The sequence below is a fragment of the Stutzerimonas stutzeri genome (assembly GCF_024448955.1).
GTDB lineage: Bacteria > Pseudomonadota > Gammaproteobacteria > Pseudomonadales > Pseudomonadaceae > Stutzerimonas > Stutzerimonas stutzeri_AQ.
This window is the reverse complement of sequence record NZ_JAMOIH010000011.1, coordinates 42,150-68,552: the sequence shown is the minus strand read 5'-3', so window position 1 is coordinate 68,552 and position 26,403 is coordinate 42,150. Positions and strand designations below refer to the sequence as shown.

The following is a 26,403-nucleotide window of genomic DNA, read 5'->3' as shown; positions in this document are numbered from 1 at the left end:
AGGGTTGCGCGGCTAGCGACGAACATCGACAGACCCTATGGAGTGATCGCAATGGCCTTTACCATCGAAGTGGAAGAGTGGGTCGGTAGCGTCTGGCACCGTTTCATCACCCGCCGCGCCAGTCCCGATTTTCCCGAGGCGTGCGTCGAGCTGGAGAGCATGCAGCGGCCCCTGTCGGTCCTGTTCCGGGCCATGGGCGGCGCCAGCGGCATCGGTGTCGAGGCCGCCAATGCGCGCGACATGATGCTGCGGCGCAACCTGCTGCAACAGGTCGCCGGCACCTGCAAGCAACTGCCGGTCGCCTGGTGCGACGCGAGCAACCTGCGCTTGCCGCAGCGTCTTGCGGTCTATCCGGAAGTTTCTCTCAATCAGGATCTGTATCGCTGGCTGGCGCTGCTCGCGGCGCAGGCGGGCGAGATGCGCCACTGGGCGCGCGACAATCAGCGCTGGACCCGGACCATTCTCCAGCGCTTCCCCGCCATGCGGCCGCGCTATGAGCGATTGGTCGAAGCGCACCTGCAATTGCGGCCCGACCCGGCCACGCTGCCGCGCGCTGAGGCCGCACTGGAACGCGCGCTCTGCCAAGCATTGCGCGAGCCAGGCAGTGTCGAGCAGTTTCCACGTAGCGAAGTGGCACCCTGGCCGCTGCCGATGTGGCTGTACCCGGCCGAAAACCTCGGCGTGCCGCAAGCCACCGAGCTGGGCGAGGAAGACCAGGACAACACTCTTCAGGCACCGCCTACCGAGCAGAAAGGCATGCGCAAACGCGCCAAGCGGGTCGAAGAAACCACCGGCAAGGGCGGCCTGATGCTGTTCCGCCTGGAGAATCTGTTCAGCTGGTCCGAGCACGTCGAACTGGATCGCCAGGGCGATGACAGCGAAAACGAGGACGCCTCGCGCGTCGCCGAGGATCTCGATGAAATCGCCATGTCGCGCCAGCGCATGCGCAAGGGTGGTGGCCTCAAGCTGCACCTCGATCTGCCGCCGTCGGATGTGGACGATATTCCGCTCGGCGATGGCATCAAGTTGCCTGAGTGGGACTATCGCAAGCAGCGCCTGCAGGATGATTTCGTCAGCCTGCAGATGATGCTGCCGCGCGGCTCGGAGCCCAGGGGCCTGCCGCTGCGGCTGAGCCCGCTGGCGCGCAAGCTGCGCCGGCAATTCGAGAATCTGCGCAATGACCGTCAATGGCTGCGCGGCCAGCCGCAAGGCTCCGAGCTGGACATGCAGGCGTGGCTGGATTTCCACGTCGAGCGTCAGCATGGCCAGTGCGCTGAGCGCGGGTTGTTCATGGAGCAGCGGCAGAACCGTCGTGACCTGGCCTGTCTGCTGCTGGCGGATCTGTCGATGTCTACCGATGCGCACCTGGATGACGAGCACAAGGTGATCGACGTCATCACCGACAGCCTGCTGCTGTTCGGCGAGGCGCTCTCGGCGGTCGGCGATGAGTTCGCGCTGTACGGCTTCTCCTCGCTGCGCAGGCAGCAGGTGCGCATGCAAGAACTCAAGAGCTTCAAACAACGCTACGGCGACGACACCCGCGGGCGTATCCAGGCGCTCAAGCCCGGCTATTACACGCGCATGGGCGCGGCGATTCGCCAGGCCACCGAGCTGCTCGGCAATTGCAAGCAACGGCGCAAGCTGCTGTTGCTGGTTACCGACGGCAAGCCCAACGACCTGGATTTGTATGAGGGTCGCTATGGCGTCGAAGATACGCGCCAAGCGGTACTCGAAGCCCGGCGCCAGGGCCTGGTGCCGTTCTGCATCACCATCGACCAGGAAGCTGGCGATTACTTGCCGTACATGTTCGGCGCCAACGGCTACACCCTGATCAAGGAACCGCAACAACTGCCGTTCCGCCTGCCGCAGCTGTACAAGCAGTTGACGAAGGGGTGAAGGGGCAAGTTGGAATTAAAAGCTGGATGGCGGCTTTGAGAGCCGCGGTGTTCCGCTTCGGCCCGGTGTTGCCGGGCTTGGTGGGCTTGGTGGGCTGAAGCCCACCCTACCGGATCGTGCAGAGTAATCCCGTAGTCTCGTAGGGTGGGCTTCAGCCCACCAGCCTATTCAACGGGCGGTGTTCCGCTTCAGCCCACCATTCCCGCTTCCCCGCTAGAAAAGATTTCGCGGCAGCCAGACGATCATTGCCGCGCAGAAGACGGTGAGCCCAATACAGAACCAGAAGAACTTGCGTTGGCGGCGCTCGCCGGCGGTATCGGCGTGCGCGGGGAGGGGCATGCCGCAGTGGCTGCACTCGGCTTCTTTCGGTGGGTTGGGTTGCTGGCAGTACAGGCACAGGGGCATGGCGGCGTCCTCGTTACGTCGGGTCCAGCTTGCCACGCGTGGCGGTCGATTGAGGTTGACCGCAATCAACCGCCGGATAAACCGCTGGCCCAGCCGGACGGGCACGGGGCGCAGCTCCGATCACTCGAATTGTTCGAGGCGCTGGGGGTCGAGAATGGTGATCTGCCGGCCGTCCTGGGTGATGATCCCTTCGTCGATCAGGCGGCGGATGATCCGCGAAAAGGTCTCCGGCTGGATCGACAGGTGGCCGGCGATCAGTTGCTTGGCCATCGGCAGCTCGAAGCTGTTGCCGTCGCCCTTCAATCGCGCCAGCTGGGTCATCAGGTAGCGCACCACGCGGTGGGTGGCGTTCTTCAGCGACAGCGTTTCGATCTCGTTGATGCGCTGGTGCAGCCGCACGCTCAGCTTGCCGAGCAGGGCGAAGGACAGCTTTTGGTTCGCTTCCAGCAGGCGCATGTAGGCCGTGTTGGAGAACCGATAGACCTGGCTCGGACAAACGGCCTGGGCCGAGGCGACGTAGTTGGGCGTATCCATAAGCATCATCGCTTCGGCAAAGGTCTGGCGATTGCCTATCACCTCGAAAACCTTTTCCTGGCCGTCCGGGGTCAGGCGGTAGATCTTGATCGCGCCGGAAATCACGAAGTAGAACGAGTGAGCCGGTTCGCCCTGATGAAAGAGGTTATCGCCCTTGTCGAGATTGAGCAGCTGGCTGGCGCCCATCAGTTCGTCCATTTGCTGATCGTTCAGCGGTTCGAATAGATGGTGGCTACGAAGGATCTGGTTGTGTACGCGATGAAGCACCATGCAAGGCATCCTGTTTTCTAATAATTGGCCATCCGCAACCTGCCTGCTTGAGGCGGTAACGCGGCGCTGATTCGGTACTGAGCCTAGCGCAGCCGCATGGCTCGAGTATTGATGCAGGCCAGTGTTCAGGTCGTACGGCGCCGGCGCTGCATCGTGGATCGTTTCAATGATCGGCTGTTGCCGATTCGCTCCAATGCGGCGCGGCGAACACGTCGGGGTAGCGTTGCAGCGTAGCCAGAACGAGCTGCGCGCCCTGTTCCTTCTCAGCAGTTTCGGCCAGCGCCTTGGCGCCCTTGAGCAAATCGGCCAGCAGGCCATGCAGCGCGGCATCGGCTTGCTCGGACAGCTCGCAGTTGGCGATCAGAAACGAGACGTTGTCTTCGACAGCGGTCTGCAGCTGCTTCGCCGCCTGTGCATCGATCGGTCGTGCCGAGCCGTCCGGCAATACGCCCTCCGCCGCGTCACGCAGTTGCGTCATGCCTTTGCGCAAGGCGGCGTCGGTCGGCCATTGCTGATCGCCAGTGGCAGGTGCCGCCGCAGCGTGACCGTCATGGGCGTGATGGTGGGGAGCGGCCGCCTGAGCGGTGTCGACGACCATATCGAGTGCCACGCCGCTGGCCAGTGCCAGCATCGACGCCATCGCTAGGCCCCATGCCAAAGGTTGGATAACTGCTTTCATATCGCCTCCGATGCCGCTGAATCAGTGCGCCGCTGCGTTGACGAACAGGATGTTGTTCTCCAGATGGATGTGCTGCATCAGGTCGCCACGCAGTTCCTCCAGCCCGCGATAAAGCGCGCGCCAGGTGGTGCAGGCGTTCGCCGGCGGGGTGATGTCGTGGGTTAGCTCGGCCAGGCGCTCCAGGGCGGCACCGTGCTGATCGTGTTCGTAGCGCATCACAGCGATCGGACCCTGAGTCTGCGGCAGCTGAATATTGCGGCGCAGCATCGGGAAGAGGATCTGCTCCTCCTTGAGCATGTGGCTTTCGAGTTCCTGTTGCATGGTCCACAGGTGTTCGGCGAGACCGGTCGGGCAGTCCGCCTTGTTGCCATGCACCTGCTCAACGCGGCTGGCCAGGCGGATCAATTCGGGGAACTGTTCGCGATGGCGTTCATGAAAGCGTTCGAGAAGATGATCGATGAGAGTGTCGGCCGGCTCGCTCCGCCAATCCGGTTCGTCCGTCGGAGTGCTCTGCAGCGCGGCGAGTTCGTCTGCGATGGCCTCTGCATCGAGGCTGCGCTGCTGGGCTGCATCGCGTAGCGGGGTGTTGCCACCGCAGCAGAAATCCAGCTTGTACTGGCGAAACACGCGTGTGGCGCCAGGAATGAGGCAGGCCAGGCTGCCCAGGGTTTGCTCGGTAAGCGCGGTGGTCATGGGAAATTCCGTGGTTTGGGTTGGCCGACTAGGTTGATTCAGCTAGCGCAAGCCTTGTGCCATACGCAACCCATTGATTATTAATCGGAAAAAATCCCTGCTGGTGAAAGTTACCCAAGCAGTTTAGGGTTGAAAAAACCTTGAGGGTATTTGAAACCATGATGGAAGAAGCGCTACTGGCCGACCTTGTCACTGAATTGCCGAACGCCGTTCGACTGCAACGGCTGGTGCACACGCTGCATGAGCGTTTTCGCTGTGGCGCGGTGGTGCTGCTGCGCCTGGACGAGGACACGCTGCGCCCGCTGGCGGCGGTGGGGCTGGTGCAGGAAGCTCTGGGCCGGCGCTTCGTCGTGGCCCAGCATCCGCGGCTCGCCGCCATCCTTTCGCAACGCGAACCCGCCTGGTTCGAGCCCGACAGCCGTTTGCCCGATCCCTACGATGGCCTGCTCGACGAGCATGTCGGCGAACCCTTGCCAGTGCACGATTGCATGGGCGTCAGCCTGTTCGTGGAGGGCAAGCTGTGGGGCGCGCTGACCCTCGATGCGCTGCACGCCGGCACCTTCGATGACGAGGCGCGACGCGACCTGCAGCGCTATACGCTGGTGATCGAGGCGGCGATCCGCATCACCCGGCTGGAGCATGAAAATCGCGGCCTGCGCCTGTCCCGCAGCGATGTGCTGGAAACCACCCAAGTGCCGGGCGACGGCGAAATTCTGGGGCAGAGCCAAGTGATTGCCGAATTGCTGCGCGAGCTGGAAGTGGTGGCCGACTCCGAGCTGCCGGTGCTGCTGCTGGGCGAGACCGGCGTCGGCAAGGAGCTGTTCGCCCGCTGGCTGCATCGCCATTCGCGGCGCCGGAACAAGCCGCTGGTGCTGGTCAATTGCGCTGCATTGCCCGAATCGTTGGCTGAAAGCGAGCTGTTCGGTCATGTCAAAGGCGCGTTCTCCGGCGCGACTACCGATCGGCCTGGCCGTTTCGACGCAGCCAACGGCGGCACCCTGTTGCTCGACGAAGTGGGCGAGCTGCCGCTGGTCGTTCAGGCCAAGCTGTTGCGCACCCTGCAGAACGGTGAGATTCAGCGACTCGGCGCTGACAAGCCGCGTCAGGTCGACGTGCGGATCATTGCCGCAACCAACCGCAACCTGCGTGAAAGCGTGCGCGATGGGCACTTTCGCGCCGATCTCTATCATCGCCTGTCAGTCTATCCGGCGCCGATCCCGCCGCTGCGTGAGCGCGGCAACGATGTGCTGATCCTGGCCGGTTACTTCCTCGAGCTGAATCGTGCCCGGCTGGGGTTGCGCAGCATGCGTCTGTCTCCCGCCGCGGAACGAGCCCTGCTGGGCTATGCCTGGCCGGGCAACGTGCGCGAACTGGAGCACGTGATCAGCCGCGCGGCGCTGCGGCTGCTTAGCCGGGGTGCGTCGCGCAGCGAGATTCTCACGCTGGAGCCCGACCTGTTGGACCTGGACAGCACGCAGTCCGCCTCGCTCACGCCGGTCGCCGATCCGCAGCCGCTGCCAACCGAAGCCGAGATCGTCTCGCTTCGCGAAGCGGTCGATAACGCCCAGCGCCAAGCCATCGTTCGCGCGCTGGAAGCCAGTGGTGAGAACTGGGCGAAGGCAGCACGGCTGCTCGAAGTGGATTCCAGCAACCTGCACAAGCTGGCAAGGCGGCTGAAACTGAAGTAAGCGCAGGGGACTGAAGACATTTGAAAGCCGTGTGTCGCTTGGTGTGAATGGGTGAGCCATCACAAGGGTCTACCACCCATCACTCAACGAGACGAGGACACGACATGGCTCTGGATCAAGAAGCGTTCGAAGCGTTGCTGTCGGAAGTACGGGTGCATGCTGATCGCGCGGCCAGCGAAAACGACCCTCAGCACTACCGCGCCGCCTTCGAAGCCAGCCTCAAGGCCATGCAGTTGCTGGCCGATGAGTCCGGCGCCTGGCGGCAAATGGTGGCGCGCGCCACCGAAGAGTTCGAGGGCGACGAGGGGATCTAGCGAAGCACGAGGCTGAACTGTGCACTTGCATGTGCGCGCCCTGTCACACCCGCGTCGCCCGGATGTAGGAACGGGCATGCTCGCGAAGCCCTTGAGTTCCGTTCGCGAGCAAGCTCGCTCCTACCGGTCAGCCGTAGGCGGGTGCAATCCGCCGAGCAGAATTAAAGTCCCTTGAATCTAGCGGTTTCATCCGCCCTGCGATTTGGTATGCCACGCGCAAGCCGTATGCACGTGTACTAGACAGCCGGTCGACACACCTGTTTGGTGGGCTGAAACGGAGCGCCGCCCGGCCCACCCTACGGGTCAGGAACAGCGCAGACTTCGAGCCACTGCCTTGTAGGGTGGGCTTCCGCCCACCAGCGGTGCCAAGGCGGAATGAATTCCGCCCTACAAAGCACATGCCGATGAATCATCCGTACTGCCGCGCCGCGGCCACCTTGACCTTCATCAATGCCGACCTCCGGTCGGCTACCTAGACTGCCGGCTTTCCGTCCTCCCTGGGCGGGCGCCATAGCCACTGGCACGGCGCGCATGTATTCGAATGTCTAGGAGTTGCCATGCACCTGGTCTGCCCGGCAGGAAGCCTGCCCGCGCTGAAGGCCGCCGTCCAGCAGGGCGCCGATGCCATCTATGTCGGTTTTCGAGACGACACCAATGCCCGCCATTTCGCCGGTCTCAATCTGGATGAGAAGCAGCTCGACAAGGGTTTGCAGCTGATTCGCGAGAAGCGCCGCGAGCTCTATGTCGCCGTCAATACCTATGCCCAGCCGGAAGGCTGGCCGCGCTGGCAGCGTGCGGTGGACCAGGCTGCGGACCTGGGCGTCGACGCGCTGATCGCCGCCGACCCCGGCGTGCTGGGCTATGCCGCTAAGCGTCATCCGCAGCTCAATTTGCATCTTTCTGTTCAGGGCTCAGCGACCAACGCCGCGGCGCTGACCTTTTACCAACAGCGCTACAACATCAAGCGCGCCGTGCTGCCGCGGGTTTTGTCGCTCAAACAGGTCAAGCAGGTCGCCGCCAGCAGTCCGGTACCGATCGAGGTCTTCGCTTTCGGCAGCCTGTGCATCATGGCCGAAGGGCGCTGCCATCTGTCCTCCTACCTCACCGGCGAGTCGCCGAACCTGTGCGGGGTCTGCTCGCCAGCCAAGGCGGTGCGCTGGAGCGAGGAGCCCGAAGGCTTGACCTCGCGGCTGAACAATGTGCTGATCGATCGCTACGCCGAAGGCGAATCGGCCGGTTATCCGACGCTGTGCAAGGGCCGCTTCATGGTCAATGGCGAGCGTTTCCATGCCTTGGAAGAGCCCACCAGCCTGAACACCCTCGACCTGATTCCCGAACTCGCCAGCATCGGCGTCACTGCGATGAAGATCGAAGGCCGCCAGCGCAGCCCGGCTTATGTCGAGCAGGTCACCCGGGTCTGGCGCGCGGCGCTGGACTCCTACCTGCAGGCCCCCCAGCGTTATGCCGTCCAATCTGGGTGGCGCGAGGTGCTCGATGGGCTTTCCGAGGGCTCGCAAACGACGCTCGGCGCCTACCACCGGGCCTGGCAATGAACGAGGAGCCAACCATGAAACTCAGCCTCGGCCCCGTGCTGTTTTACTGGGATCGCCAGCGCACGCTGGAATTTTATGCCGACATGGCCAGCGCGCCGCTGGATGTCATCTATCTGGGCGAGACCGTCTGCTCCAAGCGTCGCGACATGGGGCTGGACGACTGGATTGGGTTGGCGCGCGAACTGGCCCAGCAGTCGACGGCGCAACTGGTGCTGTCCGGTCTCACGCTGGTCGAGGCGGCGTCCGAGCTGTCCAGCTTGCGCCGGCTCTGCGACAACGGCGAGCTGCTGGTGGAGGCCAACGACCTGGGCGCGGTGCATTACCTGTCCGAAAAGGGCCTGCCTTTCGTCGGCGGTCCGGCATTGAATCTCTATAACGGCCATGCCCTGGCCGAACTGGTCAGGAGCGGCATGCAGCGCTGGGTGCCGCCGGTGGAAATCTCCGGGGCGATGATCCGGGATGCGCGCGCGCAGCTGTCGCGGCTCGATGTGCCAGTTCCAGAAATCGAAATCTTCGCCTACGGCCACCTGCCGCTGGCTTACTCGGCGCGCTGCTTCACCGCCCGCGCGGAAAACCGGCCGAAGGATGACTGCCAGTTCTGCTGCCAGAACTACCCCGAAGGTATTCCGTTGCTGAGCCAGGAAGGCGAGGCGCTGTTCACCATTAATGGCATCCAGACCATGTCGGCATCGGTCAGCAATCTGCTGGCGGACTACCCGGCATTGGTGGAAAGCGGCGCTGACCTGTTGCGTCTGAGCCCGCGCGCTTCGGGTATGACCGAGGTGATTGCGGCCTTCGATACGGTGCGCAAGGGCGGCCTTCCACCGCTGGCCTTGGATGGTTGCAACGGCTACTGGCATGGTCAGCCGGGCATGCTGCGCGCAGAGGAGGCCGGACTATGCTGAAGCCGCGCGCGCACCTGTTGAAACTGGGCGAGCGCCTGCTGCCACTGGCCGCACGGACGCCGTTTTTGCTGCAGCGCATCGCGTTGGAACGCAGCCTCAATCAGGTCTTCGCCGAGCCGCTGGCTGATGACGCCTTCCAGGCACTGGAGGGTCGCTGGATGCGCCTGGAGGTCGTCGACCTCAAGCTCGCCTGGTGCCTGAGCTGCGACCGGCAGAAGCTGCGCATTGCCGAACAGGCGCCGGTGCAGGTGACTATTCGCGGTAACTGGCGGGAGTTTTTGCTGCTGGCTAGCCGTCAGGAAGATCCGGACACGCTGTTCTTCCGTCGTCGGCTGGTGATCGAGGGCGACACCGAGCTGGGGCTAGCGATCAAGAATCTGATCGACAGCCTGGACCCGGACATGCTGCCGCCCTGGCTGTGGAAAGTCCTGCAAGGCGCCGGCGCTCAAGCTCGTATGGCTGAATTCATTCGGCCGCAGCTTTTGTAAAGGCCGAACGAGTTCTGCTAGACCGAATACAGCCGGGGGCGCGGTTTCATGCGGTCGCTGGCGATGATGCTGCACATGTCTTCGAACAGCGCGTCCGCTTCGGCCTCGGAGCAGTCTTCGCGATAGCGCTTGCGCAGGCCGTAGCTGCTGAGCGTGATATGGACGTTGGCGATCACGTCGTGCTGCGCCAGACAGGCGCGTGCGCAATGCAGCGGGCAGCCGTCGATAGCCAGAATCGGTCGGCCCGAGTTGGCCTTGTTGACCAGTGAACTGACCCGTCCACCGACACCGGCAATGCACGACATCTCCGCCAGCCCGGCGCGATCGAGGCGCACCGCGAGGGTATTGGCCAGCTGCGCCACGTTGGAGCAACCCGAGCAGGAGTAGACCAGCGGAAGTAGCGGCGTCGACATAGCGTTCTCCATTTCGGTAAGGCGATTGGCAGTATCGCGGCTGGGGCGGCCAGCGCATTTGACGATCATCAAGACCTGAGGCGATTGGCCGCAGGTCACTCCTGATAGGCGGCCAGGCCCCGACTGTCGAGGATCTCGATGCGCCGACGTTGCACGCTGATCATTCCCGACTCGATCAGCCGGTGCAGGATGCGCGAAAAGGTCTCCGGCTGGATGCCCAGCTTGGACGCGATCAGGCGCTTGGGCACGTCGAGGGTGACCACGCCGCTGTCGTCTTCCTGCGATTGGTAGAGAAAACGCACCACGCGGTGGCTGGCGTTGGCCAGCGTCAGGGTGTCGATCTCGTTCATGCGCTGGTGCAGGCGGATGCTCAGGGTAGCGAGGATGTCGAGGCAGATGCTCGGGTGCTCTTCGAGCATCCGGCGGTAATGCTGGCCGTGCAGGCTGGCGACGAGACTGGCCTTGAGCGCCGTGGCACTGACCGGATAGTTCGGGGTGCCGGTGAACAGCAGCGCTTCGGCGAAGGATTCACCGCCGCGGATCACTTCCACCAGCTTTTCCTGGCCGTCGCAGACCACGCGATGCAGCTTCACCTGGCCGCTGAACAGGAAATAGAAGCGCTCGGCCTTGTCGCCCTGGTGAAACAGAGAGGCGCCGGCCGACAGCCGTTTGAGATTGGCCGATGCACAAACCTCCTGCAAAGCCGCCTCCGGTAAACGGCTGAACAAGTGGTGGCGGCGAAGCTCCGCAACAAGTGATGTTTCGCTGAGCATGGTTCCTCCGCCGGTACGAGTCCGGGATTGTTTGAGGTTGCATCCTATGAGCCTGGGTCATGCCCCTTCCTTGATCGCGGACAAGATCGCCAGCTGTAGGTGACTCAGCGGCGCTTTGAAAAACACTTGTCACGAATTGACGATGGTCAATTCGTTTCGATCGAGGATTCTTTAGATTTCACATCATGTTGTGTTTATTTGTTTGCGGTTAACTACATATGGTGATGAAGGCATGATGTTCAGGCCCGAGGGAAGGAATCATCCAGTCTCGCTACGCAAGCGTGACGGGCGGCTGGTGGCGTTCGAACTGGACAAGATCGGCGCAGCCATCATGGCGGCGGGCCTCGCAACCGGTGAGTTCGATTCGGCCGTTGCCCAGACGCTGGCTGCGCAGGTGCTGACGCGGTTGTCGCAACGCGTGGTCGAAGTGGAACAGGCGCAGGATGCCGTCGAGCATGTGCTGATGGAAGCGGGGCATTACGCAACGGTGCGCGCTTATATCGTCTATCGCGAGCGGCATGGGCGTCTGCGGCGCGACCGCAAGGCCATCGTCGATGTCGCGTCTTCAATGAACGAATACCTCTCTCGCGAGGACTGGCGGGTGCGGGCCAACGCCAACCAGGGCTATTCGCTGGGCGGGCTGATTCTCAACGTGTCCGGCAAGGTCACTGCCAACTACTGGCTGGACGAGGTCTACAGCGCCGAGATCGGCACCGCGCATCGCGAGGGCGACCTGCATATCCATGACCTCGACATGCTCGCCGGCTACTGCGCCGGCTGGTCGCTGCGCTCGTTGCTCAACGAGGGCTTCAACGGCATTCCCGGGCGGGTCGAGGCCGGCCCGCCGAAGCACCTGTCCAGCGCGCTGGGGCAGATGGTCAATTTCCTCGGCACGCTGCAGAACGAGTGGGCCGGCGCCCAGGCGTTCAGCTCCTTCGATACCTATCTGGCGCCTTTCGTGCGCAAGGACAACCTGAGCTATGGCGAAATCCGCCAGGCCATTCAGGAGTTCATCTACAACCTCAACGTACCTTCGCGCTGGGGTACGCAGACGCCTTTCACCAATCTGACCTTCGACTGGGTGTGCCCCGAAGACCTGCGCGAGCAGATCCCTTACATCGGCGGCGAGGAAATGCCGTTCGCCTATGGTGATTTGCAGGCTGAGATGGAGCTGATCAACCGCGCCTATATAGAAGTGATGCAGGCTGGCGATGGCCTGGGCCGGGTGTTCACCTTCCCGATCCCGACCTACAACATCACCCACGATTTCCCCTGGAACAGCGAAAACGCCGATCGCCTGTTCGAGATGACGGCACGCTACGGCCTGCCGTATTTCCAGAACTTCCTTAATTCGGACATGCAGCCCAACCAGGTGCGTTCCATGTGCTGTCGCTTGCAGCTGGACGTGCGCGAGCTGCTCAAGCGTGGCGGCGGGCTATTCGGGTCCGCCGAGCAGACCGGCTCGCTGGGGGTGGTGACCATCAGCTGCGCGCGCCTGGGCTACCTGCATCAGGGTGACCGCCGCGGGTTGTACGAGCACCTCGATGCGCTGCTGGAGATGGCCAAGGAAAGTCTCGAGGTCAAGCGCAAGGTCATCCAGCATCACATGGATGCCGGACTCTATCCCTACACCAAGCGTTACCTCGGCACCCTGCGTAACCATTTCTCCACCATCGGCGTGAACGGCCTGCACGAGATGGTGCGCAATTTCACCGAGGACGCTGAAGGTCTGCACACGCTAGCCGGCCGCACCTTGGCCATCGAGCTGCTGGACCATGTGCGGGCGGTGCTGGTGCGCTTCCAGGAAGAAACCGGCCACCTCTATAACCTGGAGGCGACGCCGGCCGAAGGCACAACCTACCGCTTCGCCAAGGAAGACCGCAAGCGCTTCCCGGACATCCTGCAGGCGGGTACGGCCGAGGCACCGTACTACACCAATTCCTCGCAGCTGCCGGTGGGCTTTACCGACGATCCGTTCGAGGCGCTGCAACTGCAGGACGAGCTGCAAACCAAGTACACCGGCGGCACCGTGTTGCACCTGTACATGGCCGAACAGATTTCGTCGGCCCAGGCCTGCAAGAACCTGGTGCGCAAGGCGCTCGGGCGTTTCCGTCTGCCTTATCTCACGATCACTCCGACGTTCTCGATCTGTCCGGTGCACGGCTACCTGAGCGGCGAGCATGAGTTCTGCCCGAAATGCGATGAGGCGCAGCTGGCCAAACAGACCAGCTGCGGCTGCCCGGCCTGATTCCTGTAGGAGCGAGCTTGCTCGCGATCAACGCATCTGCGGTTCGCGAGCAGGGGACTGGGCGTCCCCCTCGCTCCTACAACAACGTTCACCCATCCGTTAGAAAAAGGAGAGATACATGAAAGCCACCCAACTGCCCGAAGCCCAACGCCAGCGCTGCGAAGTCTGGACCCGCGTCATGGGTTATCACCGTCCGGTTGCCGCATTCAATCCGGGCAAGCAGTCCGAGCACCATGAGCGTCAGCACTTCACCGAGGCGGCCGCCCGGGTAGCCGCGGAGTGACGGCAAGCCTGCGGGTCGGAGGGATGGTCCCCCTGACCACTCTGGATTTTCCCGATCACCTGGCCTGCGTGCTGTTCTGCCAGGGCTGCGGCTGGCGCTGCCGTTATTGCCACAACCCGCAGCTGATCCCGACCTGCGGCGCCGATGAACACCGCTGGGATGATGTGCTGGGGTTTCTCGAACAACGTGTCGGATTGCTCGAAGCGGTGGTCTTCAGCGGCGGCGAGCCTACCCTGCAATTGGCGCTGCCGGATGCCATCGATCAGGTCCGCGCGCTGGGATTCAAGGTCGGCCTGCACAGTGCCGGTATCAAGCCGAAGCTGTTCCGTCAGGTTTTGCCGCTGGTGGATTGGGTGGGATTCGATATCAAGGCGCTGCCCGAACACGGCCCGTTGATCACGGGTGTCGAAGGCAGTGGTGCAGCCAACTGGAAAAGTCTTGAGCACCTGTTGGAAAGTGAGGTCGCCCATGAATGCCGTACCACGGTGCATTGGCACCTGTTCGATGCCGAGCGCCTGCTGGACATGGCCCAACGCTTGAGGGCGCTGGGCGTCGATCGTTTCGCCGTGCAATGCGTGCGCACCGCACGGATGCTCGACGGGAGTCTGCCGGACAGCCGCGCACCCCATGATCAGCTGCGTCTGTGGGAGCGCATGGGAAAGCTGTTCCCCTCATTCGTATTGCGCGGTTGAGCGAGCGCCTTATCGGTGTATGACGCGTAGGGTGCGCTTCGCGCACCGCCACCTCGTACAAGCTTATTGGCGGAGCGCAAGGCATCGGTGGGCTGAAGCCCACCCTACAGCAGGCGGGCTTCCGCAGTGTAGGGTGGGCCGGGCGGCGTTCCGTTTCAGCCCACCAAATAATGGCTACAGGCCGGCTCGTCTCTCAGCTCCAGCCCCAGAACTGCAGGTACCAACCATAGCCGACAGCAGTGCCCAGGCCCACACAGGCAAAGACGGTCAGTCGGCGCAGGCCGTTGGCGCCGTGACGGCTGACCACATGTTCGAGCGGCCAGAAGATGTTGCGATCGACCAGCCATTCGGCGGCGGTCTGCTTGAACGAAATGAACCAGGGGCTGACCGTCCACTGGAAGCGCCCATCGCCAGCCCGATCATGCTGAACAGCAGCGTACTGTCCCAACGACCCTGCTGCGGCTGATCGCCGACGATGAGCAATCGGATGTCAGCGTGTATCCGTCGGAGCAGCGCCAAGGAAAACCTGATTGAGTGCCGCGGCCGTTGGTGAGTCTGGAAAAGCATCGAACCGGCCATTTGCCAGAGCCTGAGCTGCGTTATGAAAGCCATTCCATGCCGCGCGTGCCAAAGCTCCGCCAACGCTGATTCGTCTGACGCCCAGGTCCGATAGCTCGCTCACCGTTAGTTCACTATTCCAACCAATCAGTATGTTGACGGGCTTTGGCGCCACGGCCGAGACGACAGTCGCGATCTCATCGCGGGTTCTGATCCCTGGCGCATACAGGCAGTCGGCACCTGCTTCGGCATAGGCTTGCAGACGTTTGATCGTGTCCGGAAGATCGAGGCGCCCGACGAAGAAGTTTTCCGCACGAGCGACCAAAAGCGTGTTGGTGCCGCTTGCATCGATTGCTTTGCGTGCCGCGCGGACGCGCTCCACCGCCTCTTGAACATCCCGAACGGGCGCCCGCGTATCGCCCGTCGAGTCCTCGATCGAGAAACCGGCCACACCGGTTGCCACTACGAGCTGTGTGCTTTCGAAAACGTCGCTGGGTGCTTCGCCGAACCCGCACTCGAAGTCCGCATTGATTGGCAGATGAGTGGCCTGCACCATACTCCGTATGTGTTCCAGAACGGCATCGCGCTTCATATATCCGTCCGGTTTCGCGCAGGACCAGGCATGGCCAGAACTCGTCGTCGCCAATGCCTTGAATCCCATGCCTGTAAGCAACTGCGCGCTGCCGGCATCCCAGGGATTGGGCAGTACGAAGCACCCGGACTCATGCAGCTTCCAAAACGATTCGCGCTTTTCGGAGGCACTGGGAATGATCATATGAACACCTTTCGTTGCCGTGCGGGCTGGGTCAGGGAACACCGAATGCCGATTCAGCCTGGTAAGCGTTGTGAAGCAAATCCATGAGCGGCTTCGATTCTTCGAGGGTGCTGGATCCAATAGCCGTAACCGCTACCCCGGGCGTCCAAGAGTTCATGATTGCAGCCCCGGAAAAATTCGCCACATCGGCGGGGCTGATTTCTTCGTGACGCTGCGGAACATCAAGGCGGGCTAACTGGCGCTGAATTATTCCCATCATGGTCCCTGTCAATATTTGCGCTTTGGGCCAAACGACGGACCGGCCATCCCAAAAGACAAGATTCCAAATCGTCGCCTCACTTAACCTGCCGTGCCGATCGGTAAACGCGGCGTCATCGAAGCCCTGCTCGACAGCCCGGTGCAAGTAATAGGTCTTCGCTCCCTCGCCGACGTGTTTGATAGATGGGAGAAACCTTTCATGCTCCACGATGCCAAGGCGCACCGGGCCTGACGGGCCGTTGAACGGCAGGCCTGTGCGCACAAGAATGGCGGGCTCCGCCTCCATGCTCTTGGCGGTGAACTCCCCTTCTGGAGAGTAAATCGTGACGGTGAGCGACTGGTCCGCCGGGCCATTTGCAATCGCAAGGCGGATACTCCGAAGCACGTGCTCATCGGGCAGCTCCATGCCAAACAACCTGAGCGTAGCTTGCTTCAGGCGGGTCATATGAAGGTCCAGCCCCTTGATCTTCCGGTTTCGGACCTGCATCGCGGTAAAATGCGCAAACCCCGAGAAAGCCAGAGGCATCATGTCATCAGCAGTTGCTGGCGCACTGTTGATCAGTGTCGGGTAAATAGCGGCTTGGACAGACATCGCGTTGCTCCTGCGGTTTTGATTCGGAGCACGCAGTCTAGAACCTGACAGCACTGTTAGAGTCAAGGGCCCATGAAGATCGGAGAACTATCCAGGCGTAGCAACGTGAGTATTCGAATGCTTCGCTATTACGAAGCGCAGGGCCTTCTCAAGCCCCACCGCACGGAAGGCGGATTCCGCGAATACGGTCCGGTTGACGAGCAAACGGTTGAGCGGATCAAGCTGCTGGGCTCTGCAGGGATGACGCTTGCGACGATCAGGCAGTTCGCGCCTTGCCTGCGAGGAGAGGGTCTGGTCTTCGAACCATGCGATGAGCTGCGCACAACGCTACGTGACCAAATCGATCTCGTCGATCAGAAGACCGAGAAGCTGATGCAAACCCGCAAGGTGCTCGAGAAATTTCTGCGTGACGTTGAGTCATGACATCCGAACATGCGATGCGCGTCTTCCGAATGCCCCACCACCGTGCACTGACAGCTTTTCGTCTTTTGTTCTGCGAGGGTGAGAAGGAGATCTGACCGTTGCGGCATCGGTGGGTTGAAGCCCACCCTACAGGTGAGCACCTAGCGGCAAAGTAGGGTGGGTTGGGCGGCGTTCCGTTTCAGCCCACCCCTCTATGCCAGGGCGCACAGGCCCGCGCCGAGCTCAGCTCCAGCCCCAGAACTGCAGATACCAGCCATAGCCGACGACCGCGGTGCCCAGGCTCACGCAGGCAAAGGCGGTCAGGCGGCGCAGGCCGTTGGCGCCGTGGCGGCTGATGACGTTCCAGGCCAGGTACAGACTCCAGGCAATGGCACCGGCCAGAAGCAGTGCGCGAGTTGGCTGCGCCCAGGCGAGGATGAAGCCTTCGTAGCGCAGCAGTTTGATGGTGGTCGCCGACAGGCCAAGAAACAGCCCGGCGCCGCCGAGCGGCGTCAATGTCAGCGCCAGGTGGTGGAACAGGTTGTCGCCCCGGTTCATCAGGCGTACCGCGCCGCGCAGCAGCAACCAGAGTGCACCGCCGATCACCAGCGAGCTGGCGCCGATATAGGCCAGGATCGCCGCGCCATCCAGCCAGCTGAAGGCATCATTGGCCTGCGGATAGTGCGTCAGCAACCACCAGGGCGCGTTGGCTTCGAGCGGCCAGAAGATGTCGCGATCGACCAGCCATTCGGCGGCGGTCTGCTTGAGCGTGATGAACCAAGGGCTGACCGTCCACTGGAAGGCACCCATCGCCAGTCCGATCATGCCGAACAGCAGCAGCGTGCTGTCCCAGTGGCCGTGCTGCGCCTGGTTGCCGACGATAAGGATTTCCTCGTTGGGCGATCGAGCGGCGAGGGCGACAGCGCCACGCTGGCCGCTGCAACGACCGCAGGCATGGCATTCGTTGTTGCCCCGCATGCGACGGATGTCGATCAGCGGGGCGCAGTTGGGCGTGGCCAGTCGCGGTCCCTGATTGGCCTGCCAACGCTCTTCGTCGACCTTGTAGTGGACCGGTGCGAGACGCGCCAGCAGGTTGAACACGCCGCTCACCGGGCATAGATGCTTGCACCAGACGCGCTTGCCGCGGCCATAAAGAAAACCGACCAGCATCGCCGCGACCGTTGAGCCGCCGAGAATCAGCGCCGCGGCTCGGCCATAGTCATAAACGCTGATCAGCTGACCGTAGACGGTCGTCAGCACGAAGGCGATGGTCGGCCAGCCGCTCCAGCGAATCCATTGCGGGGTGCGCTTGTTCAGCCCGCGCCAGCTGATCCACTCGCTGAGCGAGCCTTCCGGGCAAAGCACGCCGCACCAGAGGCGGCCGAAAAGCACCATCGACAGCAGCACGAAGGGCCACCACAGCCCCCAGAACAGGAACTGGGCGAACACCGTAACGTTATCGAGCATGCGCGCCTCGGAAGGCGGCAGCGAAAGAACGGCAGGCACCAGCAGCAGGATCAGATAAAAGCCGACCACCAGCCACTGGATCAGTCGGATGGCCTTGGCATGCTGGCGCAGCAGATCGCCAATGCGCGCCAGCCAGGGAGCGTTGGTGATCATGCGACGCGAGCCTCCAGACGAGCCTCCGGTTTCGCTCGCAACCAGGCCCAGACGGCCAGCCAGTACAGCCCCATCAGCACCACGGCGGCCAGCGATGGCATGGCGCGGTAGCCGGTGAGCCCCGCGACGGTGCTGCCCAGGGTGCCGCCGTCATCGAGCAGGGCGGAGGTGTCCCAGAGCGGATCGCCGAAGAGGCTGTAGAACACTTCCGGAATGTCCATGCCCATCAGCTGGCCGCTGAAGCGGTCGAGCCCGGCCATCAGCAGGGCCGCGCCGAGCAGCAGCAACAGGGCTTCGCTGACCTTGAAGAAACGCTTCCAGGAAAACAGCCGGCTGCCGGCTTGCAGCGCGGCGTAGCTGAGCAGCGCCAGGACGAAGCCGAGCACGCCGCCGATGGCGAAGCCCATCAGGTCCGTGCCTTGCTGCTGATGGCCGATGCCGTAGAGAAACACCACCGTCTCGCTCCCCTCGCGGGCCACGGCAAGCATCGCCAGCACCAGCAGGCCGATGCCGCTGCCCTGGCTCAGGTGTGCGTTGGCGTTGTCGATCAAGCTGCGCTTGAGGTCGCGCCCGTGGTGATGCATCCAGCCGACCATCTGCAGGATCAGCAGGCTGGCCACCACCAGCATGGCGCACTGGAACCATTCGCCCGCCGGGCCGGCCAGCCAGTCGCCAGCGCTGAGAATGCCCCAGGCCAGCAGCGTCGCCAGGCCAAGCCCGGCGGCCACGCCACCCCATAGCATGCGCAACGCATGGCGATTATCCGGTTGCTGGCTCAGCCAGGCGTGCAGAATGCCGATGACCAGCAGGGCCTCGACGCTTTCGCGCCAGACGATGAACATGGATTGGCCCATGGCGCTTCTCCTGTTGGGTGGCCTGAAGGCGGGCTCGGTTTCGCTATCGAGACCGCAGCCGTGCAGACCACAGGGACTACTTGGCGATGATTTCCCCTTCGGGAAGATCCATGTGGAACTCGTCGAAGAAGGGGTAGCGGCCCGGTTTCAGCGGGTGAATCACGACGAACGAGGTGACGCCGGCCGAGAGGACCTTTTCCACCCGCAGCGGCGTGCTCTCGAACTCGGTCGGGCCGCTGCCGGCATTGTTGATGATGATCTTGAAGCGTTGCCGAGCCGGCACCTCAAGGGTCGCCGGCTCGAAATGGCCGTCGCGGATGGTCAGCTCGTAGGTGGGCAGGCCGGCCTGGGCGCCACCAGCGAAACCGGCGGCGAGCAGGGCGAGGGCGGAGAGCAGAACGCGTCGCATGGCTCAATAGCCGCCTTTCTTGCCGATGCCGGCGTAGGTGAACTCGTAGTGCAGCTCGCAACGTTCGAACCAGGGCGCGACGCCGGTTTCCTTGTCGACGTGGCGGCCGAACATGGCGTGACCGCCGCCCGGCGGCAAGATAGTGAAGGTCAGCTGGTACTTGCCGGGCCCCATCAGCTTGACGTTGTCACCGTAATGCGGGCCGTCGTTGGCCACCATCGGGTGGAAGTCGCCTTCGATCTTCTCGTCCGAGCCTTTCTTGCTCAGCGAATATTTGATGTTCAAGTAGGACACGAAACTGCCTTCCTGCCAGCCGTTGCGATTGTCTTCGGTGGCGGCGATGTCGGCTTCCAAATGGACGTCGGATTCGGTTGTGGCGCGCATCATGCCGGCCGGCTCCATTTCCACCGGCTGCAGGTACACCGCGCCGACTTCCATGCCGCCGCATTGCTGCGGTTCACCGATGGGATATTCCTTGGCTTGGGCGAGTGGCGTCAGCATCAGCGATGCGATGGCGAGGGTAACGGGAATACGCATGTAGCCTCCGGAAGGGCGTAAAGATGGACAGCCCAAGGTTCGCATTTGCGGCGGTTAACGATAATGATTCGCGTCAATTTTGAACGAAATTATTTGTTACGTATAGGCCGGTTTCGTTACCGTCACGCTGGTCGGAAGGCTCAAGCGCGCAGGTGACGTGGGCTAACAGCATCCCGCTGCGTTGAGTTGTCACACCCAATGCGGGCCGACATTCAATGCTTCGCGCTGGCCGCTGAGCTCGCGCTCGAAAAATTTCTACGTGCTCTCCGAGGCGCGGCCTACCATGTGCTTTTCGAGTCAGGGGAGCCTATGCAAACCGTTGTGCTGGACGCCCGAACCGCCCGTGTACTGCCCTGGCTGGTCGCCATCGCGTTTTTCATGCAGACCCTCGACGGCACCATCCTCAACACCGCCTTGCCAGCCATGGCGCGCGACCTCGCCGAAGACCCGCTGCGCATGCAAGGCGTGGTCATCGCCTACATGCTCACTGTGGCGCTGTTGATACCGGCGTCGGGCTGGTTGGCGGATCGCTTCGGCAGCCGGCGGATATTCTTCTCGGCGATCCTGTTGTTCACGCTTGGCTCGTTGCTTTGCGCGATGAGCGTGAGCTTCAACCAGTTGGTGATGTCGCGTGTAGTGCAGGCCGTTGGCGGCGCGTTGATGTTGCCGGTCGGGCGGCTGGTCGTGTTGCGTGCCTATCCACGCAGCGAGTTCGTGCGCGTCATGACGTTCATCGCCCTACCGGGCATGGTCGGGCCATTGCTCGGCCCGACGCTCGGCGGCTGGCTGGTGGAATACGCGTCATGGCACTGGATCTTCCTGATCAACCTGCCGGTCGGCCTGATCGGTTGCATGGCCGCGTTTCGCTTCATGCCCGATCTGAAGAGCGACGAGCGAATACGCTTCGATACCTTCGGCTTCCTGCTGTTCGGTAGCGCAATGGTGCTGATCACCATCGCGCTCGAAGGGCTCGGCGACATGCACATGCCGCACGCGCGCGTCCTGCTGCTCATGGTGATCGGCACGGCCTGCCTGACCGCGTACTGGTTGCGCGCCGGGCATGTCGATAAGCCGCTGTTCAGCCCGGCACTGTTTCGCGTCCGAAGCTTTGCCGTGGGCATTTTCGGCAACCTGTTCGCGCGTTTGGGGAGTGGGGCCTTGCCTTTCATGTTGCCGTTGTTGCTGCAGGTGGCGTTGGGCTATTCGCCGGCGCAGGCGGGCATGCTCATGATCCCACTGGCGCTCGGCGCCATGCTCGTCAAGCCCTTGGCCAAGCCGTTGATAGATCGCCTCGGCTATCGCCGCATTCTGATCGGCAACACGCTGCTGCTGGGCAGCCTGATCGCCAGCCTCGCGACGATCGATGCACACACTCCAACGGCGCTTCTGCTGCTGCACCTGAGCCTGATCGGCATGGTTAACTCCATGCAGTTCACCGCCATGAACACCGTGACCCTGGTCGGATTGAGCAACCAGAACGCCAGCAGCGGCAACAGCCTGCTATCGGTGGTGGTGCAGTTGTCGATGAGCCTGGGGGTCGCTTCGGCGGGTGCGCTGCTGGGCGGCTTCACCGTGCCCGGAGCCGATGGGGAGGCCGTGCTGCGGGCATTTCATCTGACTTTTCTGTGCATCGGTGCGATGTCGATGCTGGCTGCATCGCTGTTCTCTCAGCTAGACAGCAAGCGAGTCATGGCCGCCCGACTCATTGATGATGAATGACGGAGGGTCAGATCAACCAATGCACAGATCGGCTTCCTCTTCCTCCGGCATCTCGTCCGTTACGATCACGCGCGCGTGGTGGCCATCTTCGTCCTCCATGCGCAGGCCGACGTAACGGGTGTCGTTGGCATCCCAGAACGCTTCGACCTGCTCCATCGTGGCGGCCTCGAGAAGGACCTTCAGGCTGTGTTCCAGGACGATCGTATAGAGTTTTTCAGCAGACATGATCAACAGGCTCGCGCTCGATTCGGGACAGTGGCTGCGCCATTGCAGCGGTGATGTCATTCTGACAGCTAACGGCTTCACCACAGCGCCCACTCATCGCCTTCCTGTTGTCATCCGCTGAACGGTTGATGTGTCACTGCCTGGCGGATGAGCAGCCAGAGCCATTGAACGGGCTCATGTCTCGACGCCTTCGCCGGACCAAGCCGGCGGCGTCTCGGTTTCGCGCTCGGGCTTGTCGTTCGATGTCTCTTCTTCGGGCTGGCCGAGCAACTCATTGGCCGATTTCTGTACCTGATCGATCTGCTCGTTGAACGCATTGACGGTATCGCTGACAGCCTCGCGCGCCAGTTCCTGCACGGCCTGCTCGGCCTTCTCGGTGAGCTTCTGCGCCGATTCCTCGGCGACCTCGCAGCCGGCCAGGGTTGAGCCGATCAAGGCCACTAGCGTCAGGGCAGCAATGGATGCTGGTTTCATGGGTCATCTCCAACGGTGATGAAAGCCCCGGCAAGCCGGGGCGATAGAGTTATGAATGGCGGTTCGTTTCGGCATCGACGAGGGGCGGGTCGTTGCGGGTTTTCCACAGCGACAGCAGCACGCCACCGACCAGCAGGCCGACCGTAACGCTCAGGGAGATCGCCGGCGGAGTCTTGCCAATGATGCCGACCAGGAAAATCTTACAGCCGATGAACACCAGCACCAGAGCCAGGGCGTACTTGAGGTAGGCGAAGCGATGGATCATCGCCGCCAGGGCGAAGTACAGCGCACGCAGGCCAAGGATCGCGAAGATGTTCGAGGTGTAGACGATAAACGGGTCCTGAGTGATGGCGAAGATCGCCGGTACGCTGTCCACCGCGAACACCAGGTCGGCACACTCGATCAGCACCAGCGCCAGAAACAGCGGCGTGGCCCAGACCACTGCGCGGCCACTGGCATCCGGCTGACGCACGAAGAAGCGCCCCTCGTGCAGACGGTCGGTGACGCGCATGTGCCGGCGCACGAATTTGACCAGCGAGTTCTCGGCCAAGTCGGGGTGATCATCCACCTTGCTGAACAGCATCTTCACCCCGGTCAGCAGCAGGAAGACGCCAAACACGTAGAGAATCCAACTGAACTCGTGTATCAGCGCGGCGCCGAGGCCGATCATGATTGCGCGCAGCACGATCACGCCGAGGATGCCCCAGAACAGCACCTCGTGCTGGTACTTACGCGGGATGGCCAGAAAGCTGAAGATCATCGCCATGAGAAATACGTTATCCATGGACAACGACTTCTCAATCAGAAAGCCGGTATAGAAATCCATGCCGGCGTCGCCGCCCTTGACCTGCCAGACCCAGAGGCCAAATAGCAGGCCGGCCGTGATGTAGCCGGCGGATAGCAGCAGGCTTTCCTTGACCCCGATTTCCCGGTGCTCACGGTGAAGCACCCCGAGGTCGAAGACCAGCAAGCCGATCACGATAGTGATGAAAACGAGCCACAACCAAGTGGCAGTGCCGAGGAACTCGGCCATGAAGAACGGTTCTAGGGTGCTCATGAGCCCCTCCTAAGTCGAGTTGTACAAACTGCAACTCCGACATGGCAGCTGGGTAGCTGTCAGAGGGGCCCGGCGTCGCGGCGCTAATCTAGCAGGCGCCGTGTGCCGCTCAAGCAATCACTCATTGCAAGGTATTTCATCCTGACAAGTACTGGGCTGTTGCTGTTCAGCTGCTTACGCACCGTGACTACGCTGAACGGAGGGGTGTACGCATTGCTTGAAACTCAGTGCCTCCCTAGATGCCCAATGCGAAACGGCCACTGGGCTTACCGATCTGTTCCTGTCTGGAACGCCAGTCTCGCTTCAGCCTGCCCCAAGGTCTCATTCGACTCATGCATAGCTCACGTTCAAGATTTCTTTGTGTTCCGCTCATTGCCGTTCTGCTGCAGTTGGCTGCGCCGGTGCAGGCGCAGAGTGATCCGTCGCCTCTGTCCGACGAGGTCTCTTCTCAGGATGCACGGCGTGCTGCCGAGGTGCTTCAGGATGAGCGGCGGCGCGCCGATGTTCTGGCGACGCTCAGGGTCATTGCGAACGACCAAACCGTGGTTGCGGCAGTAGGTGGTACCGATGCCGATGCCGATGGTGACGCGGCGCCGGCCGAGGCGCCGGTTGCGGCTGAGCCAGAGCCGGAGCCGGAGCCGGTGATAACGCCTTTGGAGGAGGGTGGTCTGATAGCGCAGATGTTGGGGCAGGTCGCTCGTTGGGCCGATGGCCTTGGCCAGCAGGTGGGTCAGGTCAGGGATGCTCTGCTGGAACTGCCCGCGTGGTTCGATTCGATTTTCAGATCCCAGGCGGGACGGGCATTGTTCGTCGATGCGCTGATCGCCCTGGCCGTGGTGTTTTCCCTCGGTTTGCTTGTCGAGTGGGGCATGCGACGTTTACTGCGTAGACCCAGCATGGCCTTGCAGGAGCACGCGCGGGAGATTGAGGTGCGTGCGAGCGCTGCCGGGGCGGCTGAGCCTTCTTTACGTGCTTGGCAGCAGCCCGAGCAGATGGACGCCGAGCGTACCGCCGCAGCGGCCGCTACCCAGCCCGAGCAGTCTGGCGTCGCACTGATGCAAACCATTCGAGACGGAGTCGAAAGGGTAGAGGCTATTCCTCTAGGCGGTTCCGAGCAGAAAGTGGCGGGGACCGCTGAGGCGGGGCCGGCGATAGCCGGTGAAAGCGAAGAGTCGAAACCCGCTACGGCAGAGCCCAGGGGCCGGCACAACAGCAGCTTTGGCGACCATCGCGGTGCACTGCGGCACTTGCCGTTCGCGCTTGGCATCTTTCTTCTGGACCTGTTGCCGCTGGTCTTGTTTTTCAGTGTGGCCGCTCTGGTCACGCACCTGTACCCCAGCCTCGACGAGCGGACCCGCGATATCACCGGTGGGTTCGTTCTCGCCTACCTCTTCACCCGCCTGACCATGGCGGTGGTGCGCCTGTTGATATCGCCGAGCGGCTATGGCCTGCGGGTTTTCAGGGTAAGCGGCGAGACGTCGCGGCTGCTGAACAGCTGGGCGCTGTACTTCGTGGCCCTGGCGGCTTTCGGTATCGCGCTGGCGGATGCCTTGCAGCACCTCGGCAGTGGTGCGGCGGGGCGTGCTGCCATCCTGAAATTCATCTCGCTACTCGCCCATTTGATGATCGTCATGCTCATCTTCAAGCTTCGGCGGCCGGTGCGCGACGCCATCGCGCCCAAGGCGGGCAGCAGCGGGCCGCTCGTGATGCTCCGCCAGTGGGCCGCGCAGGTCTGGGCCATCGCCGCCGCCGCGTTTGTGATGGGCCTGTGGGTCGTCTGGGCTCTCGGCGTTGAGAACGGGTTTCCGAAGCTGATCGAGTTCATCGGGTTGACCGGTGGCATCGTGGTGCTCGGCCGCCTGGCCGCGGTACTGGCGCTCGGTGCCCTGGAGCGGGCATTCGTCGGTGACCAGGATGGTGATACCGATGCTGCGCAAACATCAGATGGCGTGCGCAGCCGGTTGGTCGAGCAGCTGTATCCGCTGGTGCGCTGGCTCATGTCGGCGTTGATCGCAGTCTGCGTTCTGGTCGCGCTCTTTCAGGCCTGGGGCTTCGATGCGATCAGCTGGTTCGCAGCGGGAACCATCGGCCGCAGTCTGGCCGGCGCCGTGATGACCATCGCGATTGCGGTGATTCTGGCACTGGTGGTCTGGCAACTGGCCAATGCCGTGCTCGAGCGGCGTATCACCCGCTGGAGCGAAAGCGGGGAGCTGATGCGGGCCGCGCGGCTGCGCACGCTGCTGCCGATGCTGCGTACGGGGTTGATGATCGTGATTTTGCTGGTCGTCGGCCTGACCGCGCTCAGCGAGGTCGGCATCAATACGACGCCTCTGCTGGCGGGCGCGAGCATCATCGGCGTCGCCCTGGGCTTCGGCTCGCAGAAGCTGGTCCAAGACTTCATCACCGGCATCTTCCTGTTGATGGAAAACGCCATGCAGGTGGGCGACTGGGTGACCGTCGCGGGCGTCTCCGGCACGGTAGAAAATCTGTCGATCCGCACCGTGCGGTTGCGCGCGGGCGACGGTTCGTTGCATATCGTCCCGTTCAGCTCGGTGTCCACGGTCAACAACACCAACCGCGGCATTGGCAATGCGGCGGTACGGATCAGTGTCGGTTACGACACCGACATCGACCAGGCGATCGCCGAGCTGAAGAGAATCGGCGCCGAGCTGCGTGCGGACCCAGCGTTCGCCGACCTGATCATCGACGATCTGGCCGTATGGGGCGTCGATTCGGTGGATGGCTCGATGGTGACGCTGGCCGGGCAGATGCGCTGTATCGACAAGGGGCGCTGGGGCGTTCAACGCGAGGTCAACCGGCGCATCTTCGAGCACTTCCGCGAGCTGGGCATCCAGATCGCCGATCCGCGCGAGCGTTTCATGATGGCCCAGGAGCCGACTGCGTAGCTTCCGTTCACAACTTTCCGGTCTGGCTAGAGGCAAGTAGTCACCAATCGAATGCTACGTAGAAGGTCCTGTCTCTGTTCAGCGGGAATGGCGCGGGACTTCCATCGGTGTTGGGGCAAAGGTCGAATTGAGCAAGTAATTGACCTTTAAATACTCAGCGACTAATTATCGTGCCAAGGTTAG

At 62.5% G+C, this 26,403-nt stretch carries 27 protein-coding genes and 1 pseudogene; 12 read left to right on the top strand and 16 right to left on the bottom strand.

What is annotated here, in order from left to right:
* Positions 1-51: 51 nt before the first annotated feature.
* Positions 52-1,896 (top strand): nitric oxide reductase activation protein NorD, encoded by a 1,845-nt coding sequence (locus NA645_RS13105; RefSeq protein ID WP_256049205.1) that lies wholly within the window; start codon positions 52-54, stop codon positions 1,894-1,896.
* Between the two features lie 213 nt (positions 1,897-2,109).
* Here NA645_RS13105 and NA645_RS13100 read toward each other — a convergent pair whose 3' ends face one another.
* The 4 genes from NA645_RS13100 to ytfE form a co-directional block, all read right to left on the bottom strand.
* Positions 2,110-2,301 carry a DnrP protein gene (locus tag NA645_RS13100; RefSeq protein WP_256049298.1) on the bottom strand — a complete coding sequence of 64 codons (192 nt, stop codon included), beginning with the start codon at positions 2,299-2,301 and terminating at the stop codon, positions 2,110-2,112.
* A 120-nt stretch (positions 2,302-2,421) separates the two neighbouring features.
* Complete coding sequence (locus tag NA645_RS13095; RefSeq protein WP_256049203.1) at positions 2,422-3,105, bottom strand: Crp/Fnr family transcriptional regulator; 684 nt, start codon at positions 3,103-3,105, stop codon at positions 2,422-2,424.
* 163 nt (positions 3,106-3,268) lie between these two features.
* Positions 3,269-3,784, bottom strand: a complete 516-nt coding sequence (locus NA645_RS13090) for a DnrO protein (protein WP_256049202.1) — start codon at positions 3,782-3,784, stop codon at positions 3,269-3,271.
* 21 nt (positions 3,785-3,805) lie between these two features.
* Positions 3,806-4,477, bottom strand: coding sequence for an iron-sulfur cluster repair protein YtfE (gene ytfE, locus NA645_RS13085; protein ID WP_256049201.1), 672 nt, complete (start codon positions 4,475-4,477; stop codon positions 3,806-3,808).
* A gap of 158 nt (positions 4,478-4,635) precedes the next feature.
* On the opposite strand from ytfE, the gene norR reads away from it, so the two are divergent.
* The 5 genes from norR to ubiT all read left to right on the top strand — a co-directional run bounded on the left by norR (position 4,636) and on the right by ubiT (position 9,425).
* Complete coding sequence (norR, locus tag NA645_RS13080; RefSeq protein WP_256049297.1) at positions 4,636-6,165, top strand: nitric oxide reductase transcriptional regulator NorR; 1,530 nt, start codon at positions 4,636-4,638, stop codon at positions 6,163-6,165.
* Positions 6,166-6,269: 104 nt separating this feature from the next.
* Positions 6,270-6,479, top strand: a complete 210-nt coding sequence (locus NA645_RS13075; protein WP_256049200.1) for a DNA sulfur modification protein DndB — start codon at positions 6,270-6,272, stop codon at positions 6,477-6,479.
* A gap of 557 nt (positions 6,480-7,036) precedes the next feature.
* Positions 7,037-8,032, top strand: a complete 996-nt coding sequence (gene ubiU, locus NA645_RS13070; protein WP_256049199.1) for a ubiquinone anaerobic biosynthesis protein UbiU — start codon at positions 7,037-7,039, stop codon at positions 8,030-8,032.
* A gap of 14 nt (positions 8,033-8,046) precedes the next feature.
* Positions 8,047-8,937: a U32 family peptidase gene (locus NA645_RS13065; RefSeq protein ID WP_256049198.1), complete on the top strand. Its 891-nt coding sequence runs from the start codon at positions 8,047-8,049 to the stop codon at positions 8,935-8,937.
* Positions 8,931-9,425, top strand: a complete 495-nt coding sequence (ubiT, locus tag NA645_RS13060; protein ID WP_256049197.1) for a ubiquinone anaerobic biosynthesis accessory factor UbiT — start codon at positions 8,931-8,933, stop codon at positions 9,423-9,425. Before NA645_RS13065 ends, ubiT begins: the two co-directional genes overlap by 7 nt.
* Before the next feature lie 17 nt (positions 9,426-9,442).
* On the opposite strand, the gene NA645_RS13055 is transcribed toward ubiT, so the two are convergent.
* Positions 9,443-9,838 (bottom strand): putative zinc-binding protein, encoded by a 396-nt coding sequence (locus tag NA645_RS13055; RefSeq protein WP_256049196.1) that lies wholly within the window; start codon positions 9,836-9,838, stop codon positions 9,443-9,445.
* Between the two features lie 95 nt (positions 9,839-9,933).
* Positions 9,934-10,611, bottom strand: coding sequence for a Crp/Fnr family transcriptional regulator (locus tag NA645_RS13050; protein ID WP_256049195.1), 678 nt, complete (start codon positions 10,609-10,611; stop codon positions 9,934-9,936).
* Between the two features lie 235 nt (positions 10,612-10,846).
* Between NA645_RS13050 and NA645_RS13045 the strand changes: the two genes are divergently transcribed.
* From NA645_RS13045 to NA645_RS13035, 3 genes are all read left to right on the top strand, one after another.
* Complete coding sequence (locus NA645_RS13045; RefSeq protein ID WP_256049296.1) at positions 10,847-12,859, top strand: ribonucleoside triphosphate reductase; 2,013 nt, start codon at positions 10,847-10,849, stop codon at positions 12,857-12,859.
* A 118-nt stretch (positions 12,860-12,977) separates the two neighbouring features.
* On the top strand, positions 12,978-13,142 hold the full coding sequence (nrdD, locus tag NA645_RS13040; RefSeq protein ID WP_256049194.1) for an anaerobic ribonucleoside-triphosphate reductase: 165 nt from the start codon (positions 12,978-12,980) through the stop codon (positions 13,140-13,142).
* Entirely contained in the window at positions 13,139-13,834 is a 696-nt protein-coding gene (locus NA645_RS13035; protein WP_256049193.1) for an anaerobic ribonucleoside-triphosphate reductase activating protein, read from the top strand. The genes nrdD and NA645_RS13035 overlap by 4 nt, the downstream gene beginning before the upstream one ends.
* 193 nt (positions 13,835-14,027) lie before the next feature.
* Here NA645_RS13035 and NA645_RS13030 read toward each other — a convergent pair.
* The 3 genes and pseudogenes from NA645_RS13030 to NA645_RS13020 all read right to left on the bottom strand — a co-directional run.
* A pseudogene (locus NA645_RS13030) lies at positions 14,028-14,317 on the bottom strand (hypothetical protein); the annotation flags it as partial.
* A gap of 7 nt (positions 14,318-14,324) precedes the next feature.
* Entirely contained in the window at positions 14,325-15,167 is an 843-nt protein-coding gene (locus NA645_RS13025; RefSeq protein WP_256049192.1) for an isocitrate lyase/PEP mutase family protein, read from the bottom strand.
* 31 nt (positions 15,168-15,198) lie between these two features.
* The gene (locus tag NA645_RS13020) at positions 15,199-16,017 is read right to left on the bottom strand and encodes an aminotransferase class IV family protein (protein WP_256049191.1); all 819 of its coding nucleotides are present in this window, start codon (positions 16,015-16,017) and stop codon (positions 15,199-15,201) included.
* 72 nt (positions 16,018-16,089) lie between these two features.
* Between NA645_RS13020 and NA645_RS13015 the strand changes: the two genes are divergently transcribed.
* On the top strand, positions 16,090-16,440 hold the full coding sequence (locus NA645_RS13015) for a MerR family transcriptional regulator (protein WP_256049190.1): 351 nt from the start codon (positions 16,090-16,092) through the stop codon (positions 16,438-16,440).
* Positions 16,441-16,662: 222 nt separating this feature from the next.
* Here NA645_RS13015 and NA645_RS13010 read toward each other — a convergent pair whose 3' ends face one another.
* The 4 genes from NA645_RS13010 to NA645_RS12995 form a co-directional block, all read right to left on the bottom strand.
* Positions 16,663-18,039, bottom strand: a complete 1,377-nt coding sequence (locus NA645_RS13010) for a 4Fe-4S binding protein (protein WP_256049189.1) — start codon at positions 18,037-18,039, stop codon at positions 16,663-16,665.
* The gene (locus NA645_RS13005; protein WP_256049188.1) at positions 18,036-18,893 is read right to left on the bottom strand and encodes an FTR1 family iron permease; all 858 of its coding nucleotides are present in this window, start codon (positions 18,891-18,893) and stop codon (positions 18,036-18,038) included. Before NA645_RS13005 ends, NA645_RS13010 begins: the two co-directional genes overlap by 4 nt.
* Before the next feature lie 76 nt (positions 18,894-18,969).
* A complete protein-coding gene (locus NA645_RS13000) occupies positions 18,970-19,302 on the bottom strand; it encodes a cupredoxin domain-containing protein (protein WP_256049187.1) in 333 nt (110 codons plus the stop codon).
* A gap of 3 nt (positions 19,303-19,305) precedes the next feature.
* Positions 19,306-19,839: an iron transporter gene (locus NA645_RS12995; protein ID WP_256049186.1), complete on the bottom strand. Its 534-nt coding sequence runs from the start codon at positions 19,837-19,839 to the stop codon at positions 19,306-19,308.
* A gap of 309 nt (positions 19,840-20,148) precedes the next feature.
* Between NA645_RS12995 and mdtD the strand changes: the two genes are divergently transcribed.
* A complete protein-coding gene (gene mdtD / locus NA645_RS12990; RefSeq protein ID WP_256049185.1) occupies positions 20,149-21,558 on the top strand; it encodes a multidrug transporter subunit MdtD in 1,410 nt (469 codons plus the stop codon).
* Between the two features lie 12 nt (positions 21,559-21,570).
* Here the strand turns inward: mdtD and NA645_RS12985 are convergent, their stop codons facing one another.
* The 3 genes from NA645_RS12985 to NA645_RS12975 all read right to left on the bottom strand — a co-directional run bounded on the left by NA645_RS12985 (position 21,571) and on the right by NA645_RS12975 (position 23,314).
* A complete protein-coding gene (locus tag NA645_RS12985; RefSeq protein ID WP_256049295.1) occupies positions 21,571-21,783 on the bottom strand; it encodes a hypothetical protein in 213 nt (70 codons plus the stop codon).
* 174 nt (positions 21,784-21,957) lie between these two features.
* A complete protein-coding gene (locus NA645_RS12980; protein ID WP_256049184.1) occupies positions 21,958-22,257 on the bottom strand; it encodes a hypothetical protein in 300 nt (99 codons plus the stop codon).
* Between the two features lie 49 nt (positions 22,258-22,306).
* Complete coding sequence (locus NA645_RS12975) at positions 22,307-23,314, bottom strand: TerC family protein (RefSeq protein WP_256049183.1); 1,008 nt, start codon at positions 23,312-23,314, stop codon at positions 22,307-22,309.
* 332 nt (positions 23,315-23,646) lie between these two features.
* On the opposite strand from NA645_RS12975, the gene NA645_RS20125 reads away from it, so the two are divergent.
* Entirely contained in the window at positions 23,647-26,220 is a 2,574-nt protein-coding gene (locus NA645_RS20125; RefSeq protein WP_272892058.1) for a mechanosensitive ion channel family protein, read from the top strand.
* Positions 26,221-26,403: the final 183 nt, after the last annotated feature.

Bases quoted from the DNA above. Each gene is read 5' to 3' on its own strand.
- NA645_RS13105 (WP_256049205.1), top strand. From the start codon at position 52: ATGGCCTTTACCATCGAAGTGGAAGAGTGGGTCGGTAGCGTCTGGCAC.
- NA645_RS13100 (WP_256049298.1), bottom strand. From the start codon at position 2,301: ATGCCCCTGTGCCTGTACTGCCAGCAACCCAACCCACCGAAAGAAGCC.
- NA645_RS13095 (WP_256049203.1), bottom strand. From the start codon at position 3,105: ATGGTGCTTCATCGCGTACACAACCAGATCCTTCGTAGCCACCATCTA.
- NA645_RS13090 (WP_256049202.1), bottom strand. From the start codon at position 3,784: ATGAAAGCAGTTATCCAACCTTTGGCATGGGGCCTAGCGATGGCGTCG.
- ytfE (WP_256049201.1), bottom strand. From the start codon at position 4,477: ATGACCACCGCGCTTACCGAGCAAACCCTGGGCAGCCTGGCCTGCCTC.
- norR (WP_256049297.1), top strand. From the start codon at position 4,636: ATGATGGAAGAAGCGCTACTGGCCGACCTTGTCACTGAATTGCCGAAC.
- NA645_RS13075 (WP_256049200.1), top strand. From the start codon at position 6,270: ATGGCTCTGGATCAAGAAGCGTTCGAAGCGTTGCTGTCGGAAGTACGG.
- ubiU (WP_256049199.1), top strand. From the start codon at position 7,037: ATGCACCTGGTCTGCCCGGCAGGAAGCCTGCCCGCGCTGAAGGCCGCC.
- NA645_RS13065 (WP_256049198.1), top strand. From the start codon at position 8,047: ATGAAACTCAGCCTCGGCCCCGTGCTGTTTTACTGGGATCGCCAGCGC.
- ubiT (WP_256049197.1), top strand. From the start codon at position 8,931: ATGCTGAAGCCGCGCGCGCACCTGTTGAAACTGGGCGAGCGCCTGCTG.
- NA645_RS13055 (WP_256049196.1), bottom strand. From the start codon at position 9,838: ATGTCGACGCCGCTACTTCCGCTGGTCTACTCCTGCTCGGGTTGCTCC.
- NA645_RS13050 (WP_256049195.1), bottom strand. From the start codon at position 10,611: ATGCTCAGCGAAACATCACTTGTTGCGGAGCTTCGCCGCCACCACTTG.
- NA645_RS13045 (WP_256049296.1), top strand. From the start codon at position 10,847: ATGTTCAGGCCCGAGGGAAGGAATCATCCAGTCTCGCTACGCAAGCGT.
- nrdD (WP_256049194.1), top strand. From the start codon at position 12,978: ATGAAAGCCACCCAACTGCCCGAAGCCCAACGCCAGCGCTGCGAAGTC.
- NA645_RS13025 (WP_256049192.1), bottom strand. From the start codon at position 15,167: ATGATCATTCCCAGTGCCTCCGAAAAGCGCGAATCGTTTTGGAAGCTG.
- NA645_RS13020 (WP_256049191.1), bottom strand. From the start codon at position 16,017: ATGTCTGTCCAAGCCGCTATTTACCCGACACTGATCAACAGTGCGCCA.
- NA645_RS13015 (WP_256049190.1), top strand. From the start codon at position 16,090: ATGAAGATCGGAGAACTATCCAGGCGTAGCAACGTGAGTATTCGAATG.
- NA645_RS13010 (WP_256049189.1), bottom strand. From the start codon at position 18,039: ATGATCACCAACGCTCCCTGGCTGGCGCGCATTGGCGATCTGCTGCGC.
- NA645_RS13005 (WP_256049188.1), bottom strand. From the start codon at position 18,893: ATGGGCCAATCCATGTTCATCGTCTGGCGCGAAAGCGTCGAGGCCCTG.
- NA645_RS13000 (WP_256049187.1), bottom strand. From the start codon at position 19,302: ATGCGACGCGTTCTGCTCTCCGCCCTCGCCCTGCTCGCCGCCGGTTTC.
- NA645_RS12995 (WP_256049186.1), bottom strand. From the start codon at position 19,839: ATGCGTATTCCCGTTACCCTCGCCATCGCATCGCTGATGCTGACGCCA.
- mdtD (WP_256049185.1), top strand. From the start codon at position 20,149: ATGCAAACCGTTGTGCTGGACGCCCGAACCGCCCGTGTACTGCCCTGG.
- NA645_RS12985 (WP_256049295.1), bottom strand. From the start codon at position 21,783: ATGTCTGCTGAAAAACTCTATACGATCGTCCTGGAACACAGCCTGAAG.
- NA645_RS12980 (WP_256049184.1), bottom strand. From the start codon at position 22,257: ATGAAACCAGCATCCATTGCTGCCCTGACGCTAGTGGCCTTGATCGGC.
- NA645_RS12975 (WP_256049183.1), bottom strand. From the start codon at position 23,314: ATGAGCACCCTAGAACCGTTCTTCATGGCCGAGTTCCTCGGCACTGCC.
- NA645_RS20125 (WP_272892058.1), top strand. From the start codon at position 23,647: ATGCATAGCTCACGTTCAAGATTTCTTTGTGTTCCGCTCATTGCCGTT.